This is a genomic window from Streptomyces sp. NPDC102360, from assembly GCF_044766085.1.
Classification (GTDB): Bacteria; Actinomycetota; Actinomycetes; order Streptomycetales; family Streptomycetaceae; genus Streptomyces.
In genome coordinates, this window is record NZ_JBIWLG010000006.1 from 117,123 (window position 1) to 138,517 (window position 21,395).

Below are 21,395 nucleotides of genomic sequence, written 5' to 3' on the forward strand. Positions count from 1 at the left end.
GAGCATCGATGCGAACCCAGAGCCGACGCAGGCCACCGGGCCCCCTGCTCGTGATGGCCGCCGCAGGGGCGCTGCTCACCACCCCCCTCCTGTCCGGCTGTTGGGCCGGCGCCGGCGGGCTCGGCAGCGGCGGTGACTCCCTCAACGTCCTGATGGTCAACAACCCGCAGATGGTCGAGCTGCAGAAGCTCACGGCCAAGCACTTCACGCAGGAGACCGGCATCAAGGTGAACTTCACGGTGCTGCCGGAGAACGACGTCCGCGACAAGATCAGCCAGGACTTCGCCAACCAGGCGGGCCAGTACGACGTCGCGACCCTCTCCAACTACGAGATCCCGATCTACGCCCGCAACGGCTGGCTGCGCTCGCTCGGCCCCTACGTGAGCAAGGACAAGGGCTTCGACCAGAAGGACATCCTCGCCCCCATGCGCGAGTCGCTCACCGGCGACGACGGGAAGCTCTACGGCGAACCGTTCTACGGCGAGTCGTCCTTCCTGATGTACCGCAAGGACGTCTTCGCCAAGAAGGGCCTGAAGATGCCCGAGCACCCGACCTGGCAGCAGGTCGCGGACCTCTCGGCCAAGGCCGACGGCGCCGAGAAGGGCATGAAGGGCATCTGCCTGCGCGGGCTGCCCGGCTGGGGCGAGTCGATGGCGCCGCTGACCACGGTCGTGAACACCTTCGGCGGCACCTGGTTCGACAAGGACTGGAAGGCCCGCCTCGACGACAAGGGCTTCAAGGAAGCGACCAAGTTCTACGTCGACCTGGTGCGCAAGCACGGAGAGTCCGGCGCCGCCCAGGCCGGCTTCGCCGAGTGCCTCAACAACCTCACCCAGGGCAAGACCGCCATGTGGTACGACGCGACCTCCGCCGCGGGCTCGCTCGAAGCGGCCAAGTCCCCGGTCAAGGGCAAGATCGGCTACGTCGCCGCGCCCACCGAGAAGACGAAGTCCAGCGGCTGGCTCTACACCTGGGCCTGGGGCCTCCAGAAGGCCTCCCCCAACCCCGACAAGGCCTGGAAGTTCATCTCCTGGGCCTCCGGCAAGGAGTACGAGAAGCTCGTCGGCGAGAAGTTCGGCTGGGCCAACGTGCCGGCCGGCAAGCGCGCCTCCACGTACGACATCCCGCAGTACCGCGAGGAGGCGGCCCCCTTCCAGGCCCAGACGCAGGCCGCCATCGAGAGCGCGCGGCCAAGCGATCCGGGCGTGCAGCCGCGGCCCGCGCCCGGCATCCAGTTCGTCGGCATCCCCGAGTTCACCGACCTCGGCACCAAGGTCTCGCAGGAGATCAGCGCGGCCGTCGCCGGACGCCAGTCGGTCGATTCGGCCCTGGCCAAGTCCCAGAAGCTCGCCGCCGAGATCGCGAAGGAGTACGAGGGCCGATGACCACCACGACCACCGCTCCCGCGACCCGCCCCACTCCCACGCCGGTCGTCCCGAACACCCCGAGCAGACTGCGCGCCTGGGCGACCCGCGCACCACTGCTGCCCGCCCTGGTCTTCATGATCGTGGTCACCCAACTCCCGTTCGTGGCCACGCTCGTGATCTCGTTCTTCGACTGGAACGCGCTGTACCCGGACGCCCGCCACTTCACCGGCTTCGGCAACTACTCCGAGGTCCTCACCGACCCGGACCTGCGCAAGTCCGTCCTCACCACGATCGTCCTGACGGTGTCGGTGGTCGTGGCCAGCCTGGTGATCGGCCTCGCCCTCGCACTGCTGCTCGACCGGCGCTTCAAGGGCCGCGGCCTGGTCCGTACGCTGCTGATCGCACCGTTCCTGATCGTCCCGGTCGCCGCGGCACTACTGTGGAAGCACGTCCTCTACAACCCCGAATACGGCCTGCTCAACGGGCTGTTGCACTACGTGGGCGGCCCCCAGCCCGACTGGATCTCGAACACGCCGCTGCTCGCGGTGGAGCTCTCCCTCGTCTGGCAGTGGACGCCGTTCATGATGCTGATCCTGCTCGCGGGGCTCCAGTCGCGCTCCCCCGAACACCTCGAGGCCGCCCGCGTGGACGGCGCGGGCCCGTGGCAGACCTTCCGGTACCTGACCCTTCCCCACCTGCGCAGGTATCTGGAGCTGGGCGCGCTGCTCGGCTCGATCTACATCGTGCAGAACTTCGACGCCGTCTTCACCATCACGTCCGGCGGCCTCGGCACCGCCAACCTGCCGTACACCGTCTACCAGTCCTTCTACCAGGCCCACGAGAACGGTCTCGCCTCGGCGGCCGGCGTGCTGGTCGTCATCGGCTCGATCATCATCGCGACGTTCGCGCTGCGCGTCGTGTCGTCGCTGTTCCGCGAGGAGGGGTCACGCTGATGACGTTCTCAACTTTTCTGCGCGGCAAGGGACTTGGACTGCTCGCCTGGCTGGCCGGCATCGTCTTCTTCCTGCCGATCGCCTGGATGGCCCTGACGTCCTTCCACTCGGAGTCGGACGCGGCCACCAACCCGCCGTCCTTCGCCGCCTCGCTCACCCTCGACGGCTACCGCGACTTCTTCGGCGCGGGCGGCGGCGCGAGCCCCTGGCCCGCACTCATCAACTCGACGGTGGCCTCGCTGGTCGCGACGCTGCTCGTGCTGCTGCTCGCGCTCCCCGCGGCGTACGCGCTGTCGATCCGCCGGGTCCGCAAGTGGACCGACGTCCTGTTCTTCTTCCTCTCCACAAAGATGCTGCCGGTGGTGGCGGGCCTGCTGCCGATCTACCTCTTCGCGAAGAACACCGGCTTCCTCGACAACATCTGGCTCCTGGTCATCCTCTACACGTCGATGAACCTGCCGATCGCGGTGTGGATGATGCAGTCGTTCCTGGCCGAGGTGCCGGTCGCGGTGATCGAGGCGGCGCAGATCGACGGGGCGCGGCTTCCGACGGTCCTGACCCGGGTGGTCGCCCCGATCGCCCTGCCCGGCATCGCGGCGACGGCCCTGATCTGCTTCATCTTCTCCTGGAACGAACTCCTCTTCGCGCGGGTGCTGACCGGCGTCGTCGCCCAGACCGCACCCGTCTTCCTGACCGGCTTCATCACCAGCCAGGGCCTGTTCCTGGCGAAGGTGTGCGCCGCGTCCCTCGTGATCTCCCTGCCGGTGCTCGCGGCAGGGTTCGCCGCCCAGGACAAGCTCGTCCAGGGCCTGTCCCTCGGCGCGGTGAAGTGAACCGAGTGCAGCACTGCCACAACTCCCGTACGTGCTTTGGAGGTTGTACATGAAGGCCGCGATCGTCGAATCGGTGGGCAAGGTCGTCGTCGGCGAGGTGCCGGATCCGACACCGGGCCCCCGCGACGTGATCGTCGAGGTCGCGGCCTGCGGGCTCTGCGGCACCGATCTGCACATCCTGCAGGGCGAGTTCGCCCCTACGCTGCCGGTGGTCCCGGGTCACGAGTTCGCGGGCACGATCGCCGAAGTGGGCTCTCAGGTAACGGAGTTGAGGGTCGGCGACCGGGTGGCGGTGGACCCCTCCCTGCACTGCCACGAGTGCCGCTACTGCCGGGCCGGGCGGGGCAATCTGTGCGAGCGGTGGGCGGCGATCGGGGTGTCGACGGCGGGCGGCGCGGCCCAGTACGCCGTCGCGCCGGTCGCCAACTGCGTCCCGCTCCCCGACCACGTACAGACCCAGGACGCGGCGCTCATCGAACCGCTGTCCTGCGCGGTGCGCGGCTACGACGTCCTGCAGTCACGGCTCGGCTCACACGTCCTGATCTACGGCTCGGGCACGATGGGCCTGATGATGCTGGAGCTGGCCAAGCGGACCGGCGCGGCGAGCGTGGAGGTGGTGGACCTCAATCCGGACCGCCTCAAGACGGCCCAGCGCCTCGGTGTCTCGGCGTCCGCGGCGAACCCGGACGAGCTGGACCGCCCCACCGGCTGGGACGTCGTCATCGACGCGACCGGCAACGCGGCGGCGATCCAGGACGGCCTCGGCCGTGTCTCCAAGGCGGGCACGTTCCTCCAGTTCGGCGTGGCCGACTACGCGACACGCGTGACCATCGACCCGTACCGCATCTACAACCAGGAGATCACCATCACCGGCTCGATGGCGGTCCTGCACAGTTACGAGCGGGCGGCGGAGCTCTTCGCGGGCGGTGTCCTGGACCCGTCCGTCTTCATCAGCGACCGGCTGCCGCTCGCCAACTACCCGCAGGCGCTCGACCAGTTCGCCTCGGGCGTGGGCCGGAAGATCGTCGTGGTGCCCTGACACACAGCGGTGCGGGCCCGTCTTCCCGGCGGGCCCGCACGCTTCCTGCTGCGGTCAGTGGCGCGGCCCGCGGCGGCCCCGGCCCTCGCCGGGCATGCCGTCGTCCTTCGGCTCGTCGAACTCGATCTTCTCCTTGCGGACGGTGTCGGAGACCTCCTTCGTCTCCGTGACCTTCTCGGTCTCAAGCCGAACGCGCTCGACCGGAACGGTCTCCTTCCGGACGACCGCGCGCTCCGCGTGCAGCGTCACCTCGGTCTCGCCCTCGCCGATCGTGGCCTTCCCGCCATCGCCCTCACGGATCGGTTCGCGCACGACGCGGACCTCTTCGTGGGACACGGGCACCGACGTGGTGACGTTCTCCGTCTCCACCGTCTTGCGCAGGTGCGCGTGGCCGACTTCCTGCTCCTCGACGCCCACGCGCAGGCGCTCCTCGGAGCGGATCATCTCGTCGGCCTTGCGGTCGCCGTCGGCGCCGGCTCCGGAGCGCATGGCAGGCTCCCGTGCGCCGGCACCCGCACCGGCACCCGCACCGGCAGCCGCGTGCCGCCCGGAGTCCGACCGTGCGCCGGCTCCGGCGCCCATGGCACCGGCCGCGCCCGCGGCACCCGCTGTGCCCGCCGTGCCCGCCGCCCCCATCCGCCCCGTGTCGGTCTGGGCCGGTCGCTGGGGCTGAGTGCCGGCGGCGTCCGCCGAGGGGCGCGTCATGCCGTAGTGCGTGTACAGCTCGTTCTTCTCGGACTCGTCGAGGTGCTGATCGGCGTCGACCCGCGGCGCGTCCTTGACCGCTTCCTTGGTGTACCGCACGTTGAGCCGGTCACTGTCGTGCGTGGCCCCCATCAGCGGCACGAAGGTCTCCTTCATGCCGAAGAGGCCCGTCTTGACCGTCACCCAATCGGCGTTGCCTGTCCTGTCATCGAGGTAGACCCGCTCAACGCTGCCGATCTTCTCCCCAGTGCGGTCATAGGCGGTGAGCCCCACAAGGGCATCGGGGTTGTTGATCTCGCTCTGCGTCATGCGTGATCACTCCCTTCGGGACATGGAGGCGGCTGGTGGCCGCCGCTTGGGCCATGTGCCTCAGGTCCATCGCGCGCCGGACCTGGGGAGTTCGCAACAAGGGACTTCACTCGGCGTAGCCGTAACGCCTGGTAGGAGAGCCTTTGCGGCCCCATGGAGGGCCGCCGGCACGCCCGGGCCGAATACGCCGAGTGCCGCCATCCGGGTGAACAGTTGGCGATGACAACAGCCCGCGTGCTGCTACAGCGCCTTCGCCGCCGGCTTCACCATTCCGCGCACCGTCCGTGACTTCACGAACTCGCCGATCGCCGTCATCTCCCACTCGCCGGAGAACTGCTTGATGAGCTTCGCCATCATCACGCCCGTCTGCGCCTCGGCGTTCGTGAGGTCGAAGCGGACCAGCTCCTCGTCCGTCGCCGCGTCGACGAGGCGGCAGTACGCCTTGGCGACCTCGGTGAACTTCTGACCCGTGAACGAGTTCACCGTGAAGACCAGGCCCGTGACCTCCTGCGGGATGCGGCCCAGGTCCACGACGATCACCTCGTCGTCACCGCCGCCCTCGCCCGTGAGGTTGTCGCCGGAGTGCTTGATCGCGCCGCCCACGATCGAGAGCTTGCCGAAGTAGCAGCTGTCGACGTGGTTGCGCTGCGGCCCGTACGCGATGACCGACGCGTCCAGGTCGATGTCCTTGCCGCGGTAGGCGGGCTCCCAACCGAGGCCCATCTTGACCTGCGAGAGCAGCGGCTTGCCGCCCTTGACCAGGGACACCGTCTGGTTCTTCTGGAGGGAGACGCGCCCCTTGTCGAGGTTGATCTTCCCGGAGCCGGGCGCCGGGGCGGGCGCGGCGGCGGCAGGCGCGGCGGCCGGCGGGGCCGGAGTCGTCCGCGGGTCCACCGGCGGCGGCGTCGGCGCGGGCATCGCGGCCGGCGGGGCGGGCGGAGCCTGCGGGGCCGGGGCCGGAGCAGCGGCCGGGGTCGCCGGCTCCTCCACCGACACACCGAAGTCCGTGGCGATCCCCGCGAGCCCGTTTGCATACCCCTGGCCCACCGCGCGTGCCTTCCACGCGCCGTTCCTCAGGTACACCTCCATGACCACCAGCGCCGTCTCCGCACCGAGCTGCGGCGGCGTGAACGTGGCGAGGACCGAGCCGTCGTCCGCGCCGCGGATCGTGGCCGTCGGCTCGACGCCCTGGAACGACTGGCCCGCGGCGTCGGGGCTCGCGGTGACGACGATCTTCTCGATGCCCGGCGGCACTGCGGACGTGTCCACCGTGATGGAGTCGGGCGCGGAGCCGCCGCCCGACGTGTACGTCACGCCGGGTCCCGAGGGCTGGTTGTAGAAGATGAAGTCGTCGTCCGAGCGCACCTTGCCGTCGGCGGTGAGCAGCAGGCCCGATACGTCGAGCCGCACGGGCGCCGTGACGTCAACCGCCACGCGCTGCACGGTGAGCGGGATGTTCGAGCCGGGAGTCATTGCGGTCATGCCTGGGGTAACGATCGACCCCGCTTTACCGTTCCCTTACCCGGGACTTTCGCGGGGGACTTTTCTCGCCCCGGCACGCCTGCGGCGCGTAGCTGCGACGCCGGGCACTTAATTTGCGAGAGTGCCCGTCGTGAACATGCACAAAGGCCACCAAACCGGACCGGCGGGTGAAGACCCCCACCTGGACGACCCGACCACCGCCGAAGGGGTCGCCGACGCCGGTGACCTCGGGTACAGCAAGAGCCTCCAGCCCCGCCACATCAGCATGATCGCGATCGGTGGGGCGATCGGTACGGGACTCTTCCTCGGTGCGGGCGGCAACCTCGCGAAGGCGGGACCCGCCCTCGCGTTCGCCTACGCGATCTGCGGCATGTTCGCGTTCTTCGTGGTGCGGGCACTGGGCGAACTGGTCGTCCACCGGCCCTCCTCCGGCTCCTTCGTCAGCTACGCGCGCGAGTTCCTCGGCGAGCGCGGCGCGTTCGTGGCCGGCTGGATGTACGTACTGAACTGGTCGTCGGCCGGGATGGCCGACATCACCGCCGTCGCCCTGTACGTGCACTACTGGTCGATGTTCACGACGATCCCGCAGTGGGCGCTGGCCGCGGTCGCCCTCGCGATCGTGCTGACCATCAACCTCATCTCCGTGAAGAGCTTCGGTGAGATGGAGTTCTGGTTCGCCATCGTGAAGGTGGCGGCCCTGGTGCTGTTCCTGCTGATCGGGATCTTCTTCCTGGTGACGGGGAAGCCTGTGGACGGAAATTACGACCCGGGTGTCTCGCTCATCAGCGACAACGGCGGTTTCTTCCCGCTGGGCGTGCTGCCGGTCGTCCTCATCACACAGACCGTGGTCTTCGCGTACGCGGCGGTCGAGATGGTCGGTGTGACGGCCGGCGAGACCGCGGAGCCGGAGAAGGTCGTGCCGAAGGCCGTGAACTCGATCATGTGGCGTGTCGGCATCTTCTACGTCGGCTCGGTCGTGATGCTGACGCTGCTGCTGCCCTGGACGGCGTACTCGGCGAACGAGAGCCCGTTCGTGACGGTCCTCTCGAAGATCGGGGTGCCGTCGGCGGGCGGGATCATGAACCTGGTGGTGCTGACCGCCGCCATGTCCTCGCTCAACTCCGGGCTCTACACCACGGGCCGCATCCTGCGCTCGATGTCGATGGCGGGCTCGGCCCCGTCCTTCACGGCCCGGATGAGCGGCAGCCATGTCCCGTACGGCGGGATCCTGCTGACGGCGACGGTGGCGATGTTCGGGGTCGCGCTCAACGCGTGGCTCCCGGACGACGCGTTCGCCATCGTCACCAACGTCTCCTCGCTCGGCGTCATCTCCACCTGGGTGATGATCATGCTCTGTCACCTGGTGTTCGTGCGGCGGGCGCGGGAGGGCGCCGTGCGCCGGCCCGCGTTCCGGCTGTGGGCCTCGCCGTGGATCGAGCTGACCACCATCGCGTTCCTGCTCGGCGTGATCGTGATGATGTGGTTCGACAAGGACGGCGCGGGCCGCGACACGGTGCTGATGCTGATCCCGATCGCGGTGTGTCTGACGATCGGCTGGTACGCGGTGCGGGGGCGGGTCCACCGGATCGCCGCGGAGCGCGAGGCGCCGCCGGTGGACCCGCTCCAGTGAGCCCTCAGCCCTGTCGCTTCCAGGGGCCCTTGATCGCCAGCATGATGCCGGGGTTCTGGATGTTGGCGTAGAGGGTCGAGCCGTCGGGCGAGAAGGTCACGCCCGTCATCTCGCTGTACTCCGGCTCCGCCGCGGTCCCGATGTTGAGATCATTGCGCGCGATCGGGTAGGTACGGCCCCGCTCGGTCGCCCCGAACAGGTGCTGGATGCCCTCGCCGTCCTCGGAGATGACCAGACCGCCGTACGGGGAGACGGTGATGTTGTCCGGGCCGTCCAGGGCGCCGTCCTTCGACGGGTCCGGGTTCACACCGAGCAGCACCTTCAGCGTCAGCGTGCGGCGCTTGGGGTCGTAGAACCAGACCTGTCCGTCGTGCGCGACGGGGCTCTCCTCGCGGGCGTACGAGGAGACGACGTAGGCGCCGCCGTCGCCCCACCACATGCCTTCGAGCTTGCGGGCGCGGGTGATCTCGCCGTCCTTGAACTGCTTGCGCGTGGAGACGGACTTGGCGTCGCGGTCGGGGACGTCGACCCAGTCGACGCCGTACGTCGTGCCGATCTTCGTGGCACGGGACAGGTCGTCGACGAAGCGGCCGCCCGAGTCGAAGCACCGGGTCGCCTGCAGCACGCCCGCGTCGTCGGCGAGGGTGCGCAGCTTGCCGCGGCCGTGCTCGAAGCCCTTCGGCGGAACCCAGCGGTAGAGCAGGCCGTTCGGGCCCGAGGCGTCCTCGGTGAGGTAGGCGTGGCCGCGCTTGGGGTCGATGACGACGGCCTCGTGCGCGTAGCGGCCGAACGCCTTGATGGGCTTCGGGGACCGGTTGGCACGGTGGTCCGCCGGGTCGACCTCGAAGACGTAGCCGTGGTCCTTGGTGAAGCCCTTGGAACCGGCCTTGTCCTCGGTCTCCTCGCAGGTCAGCCAGGTGTTCCACGGGGTGTGCCCGCCCGCGCAGTTGGTGGCGGTGCCGGCGATGCCGACCCACTCGGCGACCTCGCCGCTCCGGCGGACCTCCACGACGGTGCAGCCGCCGGCCGCCTTCGGGTCGTAGACGAGGCCCTCGGTCAGCGGCACCGGGTGCGGCCAGTCGGCGCGGGCGCCCGCCAGCTCGTGGTTGTTGACGAGCAGCGTGGCGCCGCGCGGGCCCGCGAAGGTGGCGGTGCCGTCGTGGTTGGAGGGCGTGAACTCGCCGGACTCCAGCCTGGTCTTCCCGCAGTACGTGATGACCTTGTACGAGAAGCCCTCGGGCAGCGCGAGGATGCCGTCCGGGTCGTCGATCAGCGGGCCGTAGCCGACGCCCTTGTCCTTGCCCTTGAGTACGTCGACGGTGGCGTCGTCGGTGGCCGCGAGGGCGTTCGGCGCGGTGGCCAGGGAGCCGACGGACCCGGCGAGCGCGATGCCGGCGCCGGTGGCCGCGGATCGTCTGGTGAAGTCCCTGCGAGTGAGCGACATGGTGGCTGTCTCCCGTGGTGATCGATGAGAGTGAACGGGCCCTGTTTTCGGCCATACGTTCTCGCTCGCGTATAAACGGCGGTTGAACACCGTCCAACGCCAAGGGGCCCGCTTACATGACTTCCGTGAACCTGGAACCGTCCGACCGCCGCGTCCTCGTCTCCGGGGCCTCGCGCGGCCTCGGCCGGGCACTGGCCCGTGCCTTCGCGGCGAACGGCGACCGGGTCGCGGTGCACTACGGCTCGCGGGAGGACGAGGCGCGGGCCACGCTCGACTCGCTCACGGGTGCCGGGCACGTCCTCGTCGGCGGCGACATCTCCGACCCCGAGGGCGCGAAGTCCGTCGCCGAGCGGGCGGCCGAAGGCCTCGGCGGCATCGACGTCCTGGTCAACAACGCGGCCGTGAACACCCCGCACCCTCCTGCCACCACCCCGTACGAGGAGTGGGTGCGGCAGTGGCAGAACCATGTCTCCGTGAACCTGCTCGGCACCGCGAACCTCAGCCACCTCGCCGCGCAGCGCATGATCGGGCAGGGCACGGCGGGCCGGATCGTCAACATCGGCTCGCGCGGCGCGTTCAAGGGCGAGCCCGACCACCCGGCGTACGGGGCGACGAAGGCCGCCGTGCACGCCCTCGGCCAGTCCCTCGCGGTGGCGCTCGCGCCGCACGGGATCGGGGTGGCGTCGGTGGCGCCCGGCTTCATCGAGACGGAGCGGGTGGCGCACCGGCTGACCGACGAGGTGCGCGCGCAGAGCCCGTTCGGCCGCGTGGCCTCGGCCGAGGAGATCGCCGATGCCGTCCTGTGGCTCGCCTCACCGGCCTCACAGTGGGCCTCCGGCACCGTCCTCGACCTGAACGGCGCCTCGTACCTGCGTACGTGACGTCTCCGTATTCGCGCAGTACACCTTGACCGGTCTGCCGTGCGGCAATAGACAGGCGACAGAAGACAGTTCGGGGGGTGGCGAGCCGAATGGACGTACGCCAGGCACGCGGCCTCCATGAGAGCCGGCTGATGAGGCTGGCCAATGTCACCGGAGTCGGAACCGGGAAGGACGAGCACTCGGGCGAGGACGTCATCGTCGTCTTCGTGACCCGCAAAGTGCCCCGCGACCGGCTCCGTGCGGAGGACATCGTCCCCAAGACGCTCGACGGGGTACCGGTGCGTGTGCTCGCGATCGGCGACGTGCACGCCCAGGACGACGAGCGGTGAGGGGTCCCCCGCACTTCAGCGGTAAGTCAGGGGAATAGAGGTGGTCTGGCGTGCGCCAGCCCGAATTGATGCGCGGACCCGCCGGAGGGCAGCTCAGCGACAGCTCCCGGCAGCAAGCGACCAGTGATTTCCTGCGGCGCGAGGCGCCCCTTGCCAATGTGGTCGGCTTCGGCCACGGCGTGAAATGGTCGAACGGCGAGCCGACGGGCGAGGAGGCCGTCCTCGTCTTCGTGACCCAGAAGGTGCCCGAATCCCTGCTGCCCGAGCGGGATGTGATTCCACGTCAGATGGATGACGGCACCCCGACCGACATCGTGGCCGTCGGCCACATCTCCGCCCAGCGCCGGCAGAGCCGCCCCTCCGGAGCCCGCTCCGAAGAGGTCGTGTACGGCCCCGACGGCGGTATCCCCCAGCAGTTCTCCGGCCACGGCCAGCCACTGCTCGAAGAGCTTGGCGGGCTCCAGGGCTTCGAGCCGCAGCAGCTCGTACGCCGGATGCGGCCGTGCCCCTCCGGCTTCTCGGTCGGCAACGTCGCCATCACCGCGGGCACCCTCGGCAGCGTGGTCTACGACTTCCTGCCGGGCGCGACCGTGGACCCGCCGGGGCCAGGACTCGGCACCCCGGCGAAGTTCTACGTCCTCTCCAACAACCACGTCCTCGCCGACTCCAACCGGGCCCAGCTGGGCAGCGCCATCGTGCAGCCCGGCCGGTTCGACGGCGGCACGGACCCCGCGGACCGCATCGCCACGCTGTCCCGCTTCATCACCATCCAGTTCGCCCCGCAGACGCCGCTTGAGCGGCAGAACAACGTGGTCGACTGCGCGCTCGCCGAGGTCCAGTTCCAGGACGCCACGCGCGACCAGTACTTCAGCGGACCGCCGCGCGCCTGGCGCCGCAAGGCGAACGTCGCCGTCGGCGACCTGGTGAAGAAGACGGGCCGTACGACGAACGTGTCCTTCGGCCGGATCGTCTCGGTCGACGCCACCATCGACGTCAACTACGGCACGGCGGGCACGGCCCGCTTCAAGGACCAGATCCTCACCACCAGCATGTCCGCGGGCGGCGACTCCGGTTCGCTCGTGACGTCCTACGACAACGTGGCGGTCGGCCTGCTGTTCGCCGGTTCGACGACGGTCACGGTCGAGAACCACATCGAGAACGTGCGCACCCTGCTGCGCGTCGAGATCGCCGAGCAACTGGCATAGGAGGTGACGGAAACGCCATGACCACTCAGTCACGCAAGGGCAAGAGCCAGACCCGCTCGGAACACCGCTTCCACAACCCGCAGGGCGCGGAGGTCAAGACCCGCGACGAGGCGTTCGCCACGCAACGCGAGGTGTCCGCGGAGGCGCTGACGGTCGACTGCAAGCTGGAGTTGAACAACGGTTCGGTCACCTTCGCCATCACCGCGAAGATAAACCCGAACACGCACCCGTTCGTGGTGACCGGCGGCCAGATCACCTCGGGCATCTGCGGAGCCCCGTGGGACATCACGGGCGGCTTCATCGGCGACACCATCCGCCTGGACGCGAAGCGGGCGGGCCAGGGTTCGTGCGCCTCAACGATCACACTGGTCGGCGAATTCCAGAACCCACCGTCATACCGCGGCACATACGGCTTCGACGGCGCGTCCTCGTCGTTCAAGCACACGACGCGGTATCTCTGCTAGTGCGCACAGCGCCCGGCCGCCGCATCCAAGCGGCGACCGGGCGCATGTCGCATTTCAAGCCCCGCCGGCGCGCCCAAGCGACGGCCGGGCACATTTCAAGCCCCGCCGGCGCGTCCAAGCGCGACCGGGCACATTTCAAGCCCCGCCGGCGATTGAGGCGCGGGGTCCGGGGCAGCGCCCCGCGACCGCAACCACGGTGCCGCGCACCCTCAACTCCCGTTGGCGGACCGCGCCTTGAACGCCGCCTTCCGCGCCTCCTTGGCCACCTTCTTGTCCGGGTGCAACCGCCCCATCGCCTCCAACACATCCGCGGTAGCGGGATGCTCCACCCGCCACGCCGCCGCGAAAAACCCGCTGTGCTGCGCCGCGAGCCCCTCCACCAACGCCTGCAACTCCTCCGAGTTCCCCTCGATGGAAAGCTGCGCGGCGATCGTGTCGACGGTCAGCCAGAACACCAGGTCCTGCGACGGCGCCGGCACATCCCCGAACCCGTGCTCGGCCAGCCACACCCGGGCGAGACCACCCAGCTCCGCATCGTCGAGCACCTCACGCAGCGCCGGCTCCGCCTCCACGCCGACCAACGAAAGCGCCTGCTGGCACCGCAGCCGCCTGAGCGGCCCCCACTCGTCGCCGCCACGCGCCGCACCCAGCAACTCCCGCGCCGCGGCGAGCGGTTCACGCCGCGCGAGCCACTGCTCGATCTCGACCTGAGCCGCGGCCTCGGGGAACCCGGCGGTGCCGTCGAGCAGCGCGTCGGCACCCTTGTCGGCGAGGTCGCCGACGGCCGGGGCGTCCAGGCCCGCGTCGAGCATCCGGGCCCGGATCCCGTACAGGCCGAGCGGGGTGAGCCGGACCATTCCGTAGCGGGAGACGTCGGAGTCGTCGGCCGGCTCGGCGACCGACTCGTCGGCGTCGGCCATGAGCGCCTCGTCGACCGGCTGGAACTCCACGAGCCCCACAGGATCCAGCAGCCGGAACTGGTCGTCGAGCCGCATCATCGCGTCGGACACCTGCTCCAGCACGTCGTCCGTGGGCTCGCCCATGTCGTCGGGCACGATCATCGACGCGGCGAGCGCGGGCAGCGGCACGGCCTCCTCGCCGGCGCCGCCCTCGCTGACGGTCAGCAGGTAGAGGTTGCCGAGCACGCCCTCCAGGAACTCGGACTCCGCCTCGGGGTCCCAGTCGAGCTGCGAGAAGTCGATGTCGCCGCCCTCCTCGATGGCACCGACCAGGTCGTCGAGGTCGGGCACGCTCGCGTCGGCGAGCACGGTGTCGAGCGCGCCCAGCCACACCGCGAGCACGTCGGAGGGGCCGCCGGAGGTGAGCGTGCCGAGCTCCTCGCCGACCGTGACGGTGCCCTCCTCCTCGTCGACGACCTCCACGAGGCCCGTGTCGACGGCGATGCGCCAGGCCTCGCTCGCGTACGCGGCGGCGTCGGCCTCGTCGACGGCATCGGTGAGCGCCAGCTCTGCCGCGGCGGCGGGCAGCTGCTCCTCGACGAGTTCACCGCCCGCGCCGACCCGGGTCTCCGGACCGGCCCAGCGGGCGAGCTTCACCGCGCGGGACAGCAGGGGGGTGGCGAGCGCGTCCCGCGCCAGCTCCGCTTCGGCGGGCAGCCGCACCGGCGGCAGGGGGGAGCTGTCTGACATCGGCTGGTTCTCCTAGGGGGACGTGCGGGGGGCCTACGTTGCGTTGCGACCGCCCAGCCTAGACGGATTTACACCCATGCTGCCGGGTTCACGGACCGGTCGGCTTCTCCTCATGTCCCCGACATCCCCGAAACCTTGACAACTCGCGTGCGCAGGACGGAAATTGACGCGCGTAGAAGGCGTCGCACGCCTCTCCCAACAAGGAGTCGAACATGAAGCCGAGCAAGTACGTGCTGTCCCGGTCGCGCCTCGCCGCGCTGTCCGTCGCCTGCGCGGCGGTGTCCGGCACCCTCGCCACGCTCCCCGCCCACCCGGCGGCGGCCGCCGACGTCGCCATCCACGACATCCAGGGCGCCACCCGCATATCCCCGCTCGCCGGACAGCAGGTCACGGGCGTGACGGGGGTGGTGACGGGCGTCAGAACGTACGGCTCGTCCCGCGGCTTCTGGTTCCAGGACACCGCGCCCGACGCCGACCCGGCCACCAGCGAGGGCGTCTTCGTCTTCACGAGTTCCACTCCCACCGTGCGGGCCGGCGACTCCGTCACCGTCTCCGGAACGGTCTCCGAGTACGTGCCCGGCGGCGCCTCGTCCGGCAACCAGTCGCTCACCGAGCTGACGAAGCCGACCGTGACCGTGAACTCGTCGGGCAACCGGGTGCCGGTCACGACGATCAGCGACAAGTCGGTCCCGCGCGCGTACGCGCCGCAGGGCGACCCGGCGGCGAACGGCTCGGTCAACAAGCTGCCGCTGCGCCCGCGCGCGTACGCCCTCGACTACTACGAGTCGCTGGAGGGCCAGAACGTGCGCGTCGGCTCCTCGCGGGTCGTCACCGCGTCCGACGCGTTCGGCGAGCTGTGGGTCACCGTGAAGCCGCACGAGAACCGCACGAAGCGCGGCGGCACCCGCTACGCCTCGTACGCGGACCAGAACGGCGGGCGCCTACAGATCCAGTCGCTCGGCGCGCTCGCGGACTTCCCCGCGGCCGACGTCGGCGACGTCCTGACCGGCGCCACCGAGGGCCCGCTCGACTTCAATCAATACGGCGGATACACGCTGGTGGCACGGGAGTTGGGGGGCCTGAAGCAGTCCGGACTTCAGCGTGAGACGACCCGCGAGCAGAAGTCGGGCGAGCTGGCCGTGGCGACGTACAACGTCGAGAACCTCGACCCGTCCGACGCCACCTTCGACGCTCATGCCGCCGCGATCGTCGACCACCTGCGCTCGCCCGACATCGTGTCCCTGGAGGAGATCCAGGACAACAACGGCGCGAAGAACGACGGGACGGTCGCGGCGGACGCGACGATGCGCAAGCTGATCGACGCGATCGCCGCCGCGGGCGGGCCCCGCTACGACTGGCGTTCGATCGACCCGGAGAACAACAAGGACGGCGGCGAGCCGGGCGGAAACATCCGCCAGGTCTTCCTGTTCAACCCGGACCGCGTCTCCTTCACCGACCGCCCCGGCGGCGACGCCACCACACCGGTGGGCGTGACCAGCGAGAACGGCAGGGCGGCGCTCACCGCGTCACCCGGCCGTGTGGCACCCGGCGACGCCGCGTGGGCGAACAGCCGCAAGCCGCTGGCCGGCGAGTTCACGTTCCGCGGCAAGCCGGTCTTCGTGATCGCCAACCACTTCGCGTCCAAGGGCGGCGACCAGGGCCTGCCCTCCCAGTACCAACCGCCCGCGCGCTCCTCGGAGACGCAGCGGCACGCGCAGGCGACGGTGGTGAACACCTTCGCCAAGGACATCCTGAAGGCGCAGCCGGACGCGGATGTGATCACGCTCGGCGACATCAACGACTTCGAGTTCTCCGGAACCGCTCAGCGCCTGGAGGCGGGGGGTGCGCTCTGGTCGGCGATCAAGTCCCTGCCGAAGCACGAGCGTTATACGTATGACTACCAGGGCAACAGCCAGGTCCTCGACCAGATCCTGATCAGCCCGTCGATCAGGGCGAAGGACGCGTTCACGTACGACAGCGTGCACATCAACAGCGAGTTCCACGACCAGATCAGCGATCACGACCCACAGGTACTGCGCTTCCGCCCCTGACCGCCGGTCGACGAGGTCCGAGCCGGGGTTACGCGAAGATCTGCGCCAGCCAGTCGCCCCACTCGGCCTCGTTCCGCGCGGCGTCCGCGTCCTCCGCGAAGTCGTGGACGCTGACGCCGACGGGCGCACCCCAGTGGCCGCGCCCGAAGAAGCGGTACAGGGCGTCCTCGGTGCGCAGCCCGAGGAAACAGGCGTTGCGGTAGTCGAGCACGGCGTCCAGGGTCTGCCCGGCCGGGCCCTGGACGCGGACCCGCGCGCCCTCCGTCGCGTCGGCGGGCAGGCCGAGCGCGCGGCCGACGGCGGTGAGCGCCTCGCGGTTCGCCGAGGTGCCGGGCCCGTCGAGCGTGGCGAAGGCGATCGGGCGGCCCGCGAAGTGCGTCACGTACTGGCGCAGCGTGTGCAGGTAGAAGTCCGTGTGCTTGTCGGCGCCGTCGAAGAGGTCGTCCCAGTGCTCGGTGAAGACGCCGCTGTGGACGTAGCGGACCCGGGACCGGCCGCCGCCGTCGCGCGGCTCGATGGTCCAGTCGAGCTGGTTCAGCGGCTGGCCGGGCGGCAGGGCCGCCGGGTCGTCGGAGCGGACTGTGAGCCGGCGCGGCGGGTCCCACACGGTCAGTACGGAGTGGAAGGGGCCCTCGCCGCCCTCCTTGGGCTCGTACTCCATGGGCCACAGCCAGCCGCCGGACCCCTTGGTGACGGCGTCCCACACCTGCTGGGGGCCGACGCCGACCTCGAACTCGCGTGGGATCTCGAACGGCTTTCCGCCGCCACGTGACCCGCTCATGACCGCCGACTCCGTCGCATGGACTCACGGTCCCACAGGTCGGCCGAGCCCGCCCCGCGTGGCTACCCGCCGCTTCCCATCGCCCGCCCCAGGCGCGCCAACTGCCCCTGGAACCAGTCGAGTCGGGCCTGGAGCAGTGCCGCCTCCGCCGCCAGTTCGGGCATCTGGGGGACGGGCCCCCGCGGCCCCACTCCCGGTGCGGCGCGCACCCGCAGCCCGTCGCCCGCGAGCCGGGCGAACGCCTCCAGGGCCCAGCGCGGCCTCCCGCCCACGCACCCGGCGCACGCCGCCTCCAGCACGAGCCGACCGGCGCGCCCCCACCCCGCGTCGGCGAGCACGGCCGCCTCGGTACCGCACGGGCACGGCCCGACGGTGGCGGTCCGCACCCGCTGGCGCCCGTAGCGGAACCCGCGCTCGAACCGGATGTAGGGCCCGAGGACGGCGACTTCGAGCAGCACCGCCCTACGGTGCCCGGCCTCGACCAACAGCCCTTCCGCGCACCGGCGTTCGTGTACGCAGTGGAATCCGCAGTCGCAGCGCCGGTGCGGTGCGCCGTGCCGCCGCCCGTACACGCAGCGCGCCTCGTCGAGCACCTTGTAGGGCGCGGCGGCGCCGAGCGAGACGCCCAGAAAACCGGCGCTCCCACCGTCCGCGGCGAGCACGGGATGGGCGATTTTGTAACCGGTGGGCGGCTCCGTCGGACGCTCCTGAGGGAGCCGCAGCCTCATCGCGCGGCCGGGACCTCGGCGGGCTCCGGTGCGACCTCGCGCACGACGGCCTCAGTGCGCACGGTGGTCTCAGCGCGCACGGTGGCCTCGGCCGTCAACTCCTTGGCCTCGTCGTCCACTTCGGGACGCTCGGTCTCCCGCGGCGTTTCTTCGGCGATTCCGGTGGCGAGTGCCCTGCCCAGCCTCATGGTGCCTCCCCTGAACGGCCTTCGGTGACCCGGTTGCCGGTCACCGGCCTCTCATGGTGGCGCATCCGGCCCGATTCGGCACCGGTGCGTTCGGCATCCTGCACGAGCAGGGCATGCTCGTCGGCCACCACGGCCTCGGCCACGGCCACCGCCCGCTCCCCCGCGAGCCGCAGCCCGGCCTGCGACCAGGGCGCGGGCACCGGGCGCCTGCGCCTCCACCACACGGCGCACGCCGCGTAGAGCCCACTCGCACACATCACCGTGGGCGCGGCAAGCGCCATCACCATGTCTCGCACCACACGCACCTCGCGAACGGACCAGCATCTTCACTGCGGTTCATCGGGTTCCCGCCACGCCACCTGAAGCGCACATCTCAGCCAAACCGGACACGGAACGACGCATTCACGCCCTGCTGCCCCGATTTCGCCTGAACACTTCAGCAGTGCTTCGCACCACCTCGTAGCAGAATTAAGTGGAGCTGCACCGTGCCCGGGCCGACACTCCCCTCATGGCCGACGCAACCCCACGCCCCTCCCCCTTCAACCGCGCCCTGTGCGCCATGGTCACGCCCTTCACACGGACGGGCGCGCTCGACCTGCCCGCAGCCCAGAAGCTGGCCGACCAGCTGGTCACCGAGGGCTGCGAAGGCCTCGTCCTCTCCGGCACGACCGGGGAGTCGCCGACCACGACGGACGCGGAGAAGACGGACCTCGTACGGGCGGTGCGCGAGGCGGTCGACGGCCGCGCGAAGGTCGTCGCCGGCATCGGCACGTCCGATACCCGCCACACCGTCGACCTCGCCCAACAGGCCCAACAGGCGGGCGCCGACGGCCTGTTGGTCGTCACCCCGTACTACAGCCGTCCACCGCAGGACGCGATCGAGGCGCACTTCCGCGCGATCGCCGACGCCGCGGACCTCCCCCTGATGCTGTACGACATCCCCGGCCGCACCGGCACCCGCATCGAGCCGGAGACGATGATCCGGCTCGCGGGCCACGCCCGGATCGTCGCCGTGAAGGACTGCGCGTACGACCTCCTCGGCACCCAACGGGTGATGTCAGAAACGGACTTGGCGTACTACACGGGCTGCGACGAGTACGTCCTGGCGCTGTACGCACTGGGCGGCGCGGGCTACGTATCGACGGTCTCGAACGTGGCGCCCGCCGCCTTCCGCGCCATCATCGACGCGTACGACGCGGGCGACACCGCGGAGGCCGCGCGCCGCCAGCAACTCACCGTTCCCCTCACCCAGTTGATGATGAACGCGGGCCTGCCGGGCACGGTCACCGTGAAGGCCCTCCTCGGCGGCCCGGTCCGCGCACCCCTGCGGCCCGCCGGCCAGGAGACGGCCGACGGGCTGCGGGTGGCGCTGGAGAAGCTGCTCAGCGCGTCGTGAACTGGGGCGCCCAGCGTCCCGGGTAGTCGGCCGACGCCTTGCGGAAGTCGCTCAGCTGGACGACCTTGTCGCTGCCGACCGTCACCAGCAGCAACTGGTTGCGGAACTCGCCCCCGCCACCGCACTTCCTGGGGTCGCAGCCCCAGGCGACGAGCCGCTTGTCGTCGGCCCAGGCGAGCAGCTGCTGCGCGGGCAGCTTGTCGACGAGTTCGCCGGTCCGCGCGTCGTTCACGGCGACGGCGATCTTGTCGCCCTTGCCGGCGAAGTCCCCGCCCGCGAGCTTCCCGCCCGGCGAGAGTCCGGCCTCGGAGTACATCAGCCAGTGCCGCAGCTTCGCGGGCGTCGGCACCTTCTTGCCGTCGAGCGTGCGGACCTGCGGTCCGCCGTCGGTCATCGAGGCCGTGACCACCAGGTCGCCACCGGGCGCGAACCGGAAGTCCTCACGGGCGTTGTGGTCGAACTCCCCGCCCGTCAGCGGCACCGCGGCCCACGTGCCCTTCCCGCTCTTCACGTCGATGACGGAGAACCCGGTCCTGGACGGGTGCCCGGCGCTCGGCTCCTCCGGGCCGCTGCCGTCGCTCATCGGCCGGTCCTTGTACAGATGGTCCGGGTCGGTCTTGTAGGTCGTGACGACGAGCTTGCTGCCGTCCGCCGAGAACTCGGCCCCGGCCGCTCCCTGCGCCACCGGAATCCAGCGCGTCACCTTGTTCGTGGCCAGGTCGAGGATGCCGACCCGCTTGGCCGGGAGCTTCTTCTCCAGGACGGCGGCGGTGCGCAGGCCCGGAGCGACGGTGAGCCAGGACCATGCCGTGGTCTTCCGATAGGTCTTGGTGGTCGGGTCGAACACCCCGTACGTGCGGACCAACTTCCCGTCCCCGTCCGCGTACTTGACCCGCTTGTACGTGGCGAACGAGGCGAGCGCCGTGCGTCCCGCCGCGATGACGTCCTTGGGCGGCGACTGGTCCGGGTGCGCGATGACGTCGGCGGAGCCGGTCACCTTCGCGGGCGGGGCGTCCTCCCCCTCGTCCATCCGCGGCACCAGCACGGCGGCGGCGACCACCGCCGTGGCGGCCACGAACGCGGCCACGGCCGTGCCGGTACGACGCCTGCGCCGCGCGGCCAGGACCCGGTCGGCGAGGTCGACGGGCGCGGGCCCGACGCCGTCGGCCTGCTCGCGCAGCGCCTCCTTGAGCACGATGTCGACGTTCACGGGCGCACCTCCGCCGGCGCGTAGTCACGGGAGGACGGCGGCCGGTCGTCGCCGTCCTGTGCCAGTTCGGGAGCGAGCCCGCGCAGCTTGGCGAGCGCGCGGTGGGTGGTGGAGCGCACGGTCCCCACGGACACGCCGAGCTCCCGGGCGACATCGCCCTCCGGCAGGTCCTCGAAGTACCTGAGTACGAGCACGGTGCGCTGCCGCGCGGTGAGCCGGGAGAGCGCGGCGCGCAGCACGACGCGCAGTTCGGCGTCGGCCGTTCCGTCCCCCGCCGCGGCCCCGTCCGGCACCCTCCCGTAGCTGACCTCCCGCTTCGGCCACTTCAGCCGCCACCGGCTGATCTGCTGCCGGTAGAGGGCCTGGCGCACATACGCCTCCGGGTCCTCGATCCGGTCCCACCGCCCGGCCACCTTGATCAGCACGCTCTGCAGCAGATCCTCGCCCGCGTGCCGGTCGCCTCCGCTGAGCAGCACGGCCGTCTTCAACAGCACGGACGACCGCTCCGCCACGAACTCCCTGAACGTCTCCGCGCCCACGCTGTGCTCTTTCCGGACCGCATTCATCGACGCCCTCCCCCTCCCCGGGCTCCCCCCGGGCTGCCCCCGGCTGTCCCGCTGTCACCCGTAATGACGCGCGCGGCCGTGGGCCGCTATGCCTGCCGGGCGGGAATTCTTCCGTGTGGCCTGCTCTGAGGGGACGAACCAGGTACGGATACTCATGACGGCGGCGGCCGCCCGGCGTGACCATG

The 21,395-nt window shown here is 70.5% G+C and carries 21 protein-coding genes; 11 read left to right on the top strand and 10 right to left on the bottom strand.

Features of this window, described 5'->3' with window-relative positions:
• Nucleotides 1-8: 8 nt before the first annotated feature.
• From ACIRHA_RS23925 to ACIRHA_RS23940, 4 genes are read left to right on the top strand one after another with little or no spacing between them, the layout of a single operon-like run.
• Entirely contained in the window at nucleotides 9-1,385 is a 1,377-nt protein-coding gene (locus tag ACIRHA_RS23925; protein WP_403849260.1) for an ABC transporter substrate-binding protein, read from the top strand.
• The gene (locus ACIRHA_RS23930) at nucleotides 1,382-2,320 is read left to right on the top strand and encodes a carbohydrate ABC transporter permease (RefSeq protein ID WP_403849263.1); all 939 of its coding nucleotides are present in this window, start codon (nucleotides 1,382-1,384) and stop codon (nucleotides 2,318-2,320) included. Before ACIRHA_RS23925 ends, ACIRHA_RS23930 begins: the two co-directional genes overlap by 4 nt.
• On the top strand, nucleotides 2,320-3,153 hold the full coding sequence (locus ACIRHA_RS23935; RefSeq protein ID WP_403849267.1) for a carbohydrate ABC transporter permease: 834 nt from the start codon (nucleotides 2,320-2,322) through the stop codon (nucleotides 3,151-3,153). Before ACIRHA_RS23930 ends, ACIRHA_RS23935 begins: the two co-directional genes overlap by 1 nt.
• Before the next feature lie 49 nt (nucleotides 3,154-3,202).
• Nucleotides 3,203-4,192 (top strand): zinc-dependent alcohol dehydrogenase family protein, encoded by a 990-nt coding sequence (locus ACIRHA_RS23940; protein ID WP_403849269.1) that lies wholly within the window; start codon nucleotides 3,203-3,205, stop codon nucleotides 4,190-4,192.
• A gap of 54 nt (nucleotides 4,193-4,246) precedes the next feature.
• Here the strand turns inward: ACIRHA_RS23940 and ACIRHA_RS23945 are convergent, their stop codons facing one another.
• Together ACIRHA_RS23945 and ACIRHA_RS23950 are read right to left on the bottom strand one after the other, a co-directional pair.
• The gene (locus ACIRHA_RS23945) at nucleotides 4,247-5,206 is read right to left on the bottom strand and encodes a PRC and DUF2382 domain-containing protein (protein WP_403849272.1); all 960 of its coding nucleotides are present in this window, start codon (nucleotides 5,204-5,206) and stop codon (nucleotides 4,247-4,249) included.
• Nucleotides 5,207-5,446: 240 nt separating this feature from the next.
• Nucleotides 5,447-6,679: a TerD family protein gene (locus tag ACIRHA_RS23950; protein ID WP_403850108.1), complete on the bottom strand. Its 1,233-nt coding sequence runs from the start codon at nucleotides 6,677-6,679 to the stop codon at nucleotides 5,447-5,449.
• A 145-nt stretch (nucleotides 6,680-6,824) separates the two neighbouring features.
• Here ACIRHA_RS23950 and ACIRHA_RS23955 point away from each other — a divergent pair, with 145 nt between their 5' ends.
• Entirely contained in the window at nucleotides 6,825-8,318 is a 1,494-nt protein-coding gene (locus ACIRHA_RS23955; RefSeq protein WP_403850111.1) for an amino acid permease, read from the top strand.
• A gap of 4 nt (nucleotides 8,319-8,322) precedes the next feature.
• Here the strand turns inward: ACIRHA_RS23955 and ACIRHA_RS23960 are convergent, their stop codons facing one another.
• A complete protein-coding gene (locus ACIRHA_RS23960) occupies nucleotides 8,323-9,762 on the bottom strand; it encodes an alkaline phosphatase PhoX (RefSeq protein WP_403849275.1) in 1,440 nt (479 codons plus the stop codon).
• 116 nt (nucleotides 9,763-9,878) lie between these two features.
• Here ACIRHA_RS23960 and ACIRHA_RS23965 point away from each other — a divergent pair, with 116 nt between their 5' ends.
• The 4 genes from ACIRHA_RS23965 to ACIRHA_RS23980 all read left to right on the top strand — a co-directional run bounded on the left by ACIRHA_RS23965 (nucleotide 9,879) and on the right by ACIRHA_RS23980 (nucleotide 12,641).
• The gene (locus ACIRHA_RS23965) at nucleotides 9,879-10,643 is read left to right on the top strand and encodes an SDR family NAD(P)-dependent oxidoreductase (RefSeq protein ID WP_403849277.1); all 765 of its coding nucleotides are present in this window, start codon (nucleotides 9,879-9,881) and stop codon (nucleotides 10,641-10,643) included.
• A gap of 77 nt (nucleotides 10,644-10,720) precedes the next feature.
• Entirely contained in the window at nucleotides 10,721-10,972 is a 252-nt protein-coding gene (locus ACIRHA_RS23970; RefSeq protein WP_403849278.1) for a hypothetical protein, read from the top strand.
• 50 nt (nucleotides 10,973-11,022) lie between these two features.
• Entirely contained in the window at nucleotides 11,023-12,177 is a 1,155-nt protein-coding gene (locus ACIRHA_RS23975; protein WP_403849279.1) for a hypothetical protein, read from the top strand.
• Between the two features lie 17 nt (nucleotides 12,178-12,194).
• Nucleotides 12,195-12,641, top strand: a complete 447-nt coding sequence (locus tag ACIRHA_RS23980) for a hypothetical protein (RefSeq protein WP_403849281.1) — start codon at nucleotides 12,195-12,197, stop codon at nucleotides 12,639-12,641.
• 209 nt (nucleotides 12,642-12,850) lie between these two features.
• On the opposite strand, the gene ACIRHA_RS23985 is transcribed toward ACIRHA_RS23980, so the two are convergent.
• Nucleotides 12,851-14,290: a hypothetical protein gene (locus tag ACIRHA_RS23985; protein ID WP_403849284.1), complete on the bottom strand. Its 1,440-nt coding sequence runs from the start codon at nucleotides 14,288-14,290 to the stop codon at nucleotides 12,851-12,853.
• Nucleotides 14,291-14,502: 212 nt separating this feature from the next.
• Here ACIRHA_RS23985 and ACIRHA_RS23990 point away from each other — a divergent pair, with 212 nt between their 5' ends.
• A complete protein-coding gene (locus ACIRHA_RS23990; RefSeq protein WP_403849286.1) occupies nucleotides 14,503-16,341 on the top strand; it encodes an endonuclease/exonuclease/phosphatase family protein in 1,839 nt (612 codons plus the stop codon).
• A 28-nt stretch (nucleotides 16,342-16,369) separates the two neighbouring features.
• Here the strand turns inward: ACIRHA_RS23990 and ACIRHA_RS23995 are convergent, their stop codons facing one another.
• The 4 genes from ACIRHA_RS23995 to ACIRHA_RS24010 all read right to left on the bottom strand — a co-directional run bounded on the left by ACIRHA_RS23995 (nucleotide 16,370) and on the right by ACIRHA_RS24010 (nucleotide 18,334).
• On the bottom strand, nucleotides 16,370-17,122 hold the full coding sequence (locus ACIRHA_RS23995; RefSeq protein ID WP_403849288.1) for an SRPBCC domain-containing protein: 753 nt from the start codon (nucleotides 17,120-17,122) through the stop codon (nucleotides 16,370-16,372).
• Between the two features lie 62 nt (nucleotides 17,123-17,184).
• Nucleotides 17,185-17,850 (bottom strand): hypothetical protein, encoded by a 666-nt coding sequence (locus tag ACIRHA_RS24000; protein WP_403849290.1) that lies wholly within the window; start codon nucleotides 17,848-17,850, stop codon nucleotides 17,185-17,187.
• A complete protein-coding gene (locus tag ACIRHA_RS24005; protein ID WP_403849293.1) occupies nucleotides 17,847-18,038 on the bottom strand; it encodes a hypothetical protein in 192 nt (63 codons plus the stop codon). The genes ACIRHA_RS24000 and ACIRHA_RS24005 overlap by 4 nt, the downstream gene beginning before the upstream one ends.
• Nucleotides 18,035-18,334, bottom strand: coding sequence for a hypothetical protein (locus tag ACIRHA_RS24010; RefSeq protein WP_403849296.1), 300 nt, complete (start codon nucleotides 18,332-18,334; stop codon nucleotides 18,035-18,037). Before ACIRHA_RS24010 ends, ACIRHA_RS24005 begins: the two co-directional genes overlap by 4 nt.
• A gap of 212 nt (nucleotides 18,335-18,546) precedes the next feature.
• Between ACIRHA_RS24010 and dapA the strand changes: the two genes are divergently transcribed.
• The gene (gene dapA, locus ACIRHA_RS24015) at nucleotides 18,547-19,434 is read left to right on the top strand and encodes a 4-hydroxy-tetrahydrodipicolinate synthase (RefSeq protein WP_403849299.1); all 888 of its coding nucleotides are present in this window, start codon (nucleotides 18,547-18,549) and stop codon (nucleotides 19,432-19,434) included.
• On the opposite strand, the gene ACIRHA_RS24020 is transcribed toward dapA, so the two are convergent.
• Together ACIRHA_RS24020 and ACIRHA_RS24025 are read right to left on the bottom strand one after the other, a co-directional pair.
• Nucleotides 19,421-20,644, bottom strand: coding sequence for a WD40 repeat domain-containing protein (locus ACIRHA_RS24020; protein ID WP_403849301.1), 1,224 nt, complete (start codon nucleotides 20,642-20,644; stop codon nucleotides 19,421-19,423). The two genes, dapA and ACIRHA_RS24020, sit on opposite strands and share 14 nt — an antisense overlap.
• Nucleotides 20,641-21,210, bottom strand: a complete 570-nt coding sequence (locus tag ACIRHA_RS24025; RefSeq protein ID WP_403849303.1) for a SigE family RNA polymerase sigma factor — start codon at nucleotides 21,208-21,210, stop codon at nucleotides 20,641-20,643. Before ACIRHA_RS24025 ends, ACIRHA_RS24020 begins: the two co-directional genes overlap by 4 nt.
• Between the last annotated feature and the right edge of the window lie 185 nt (nucleotides 21,211-21,395).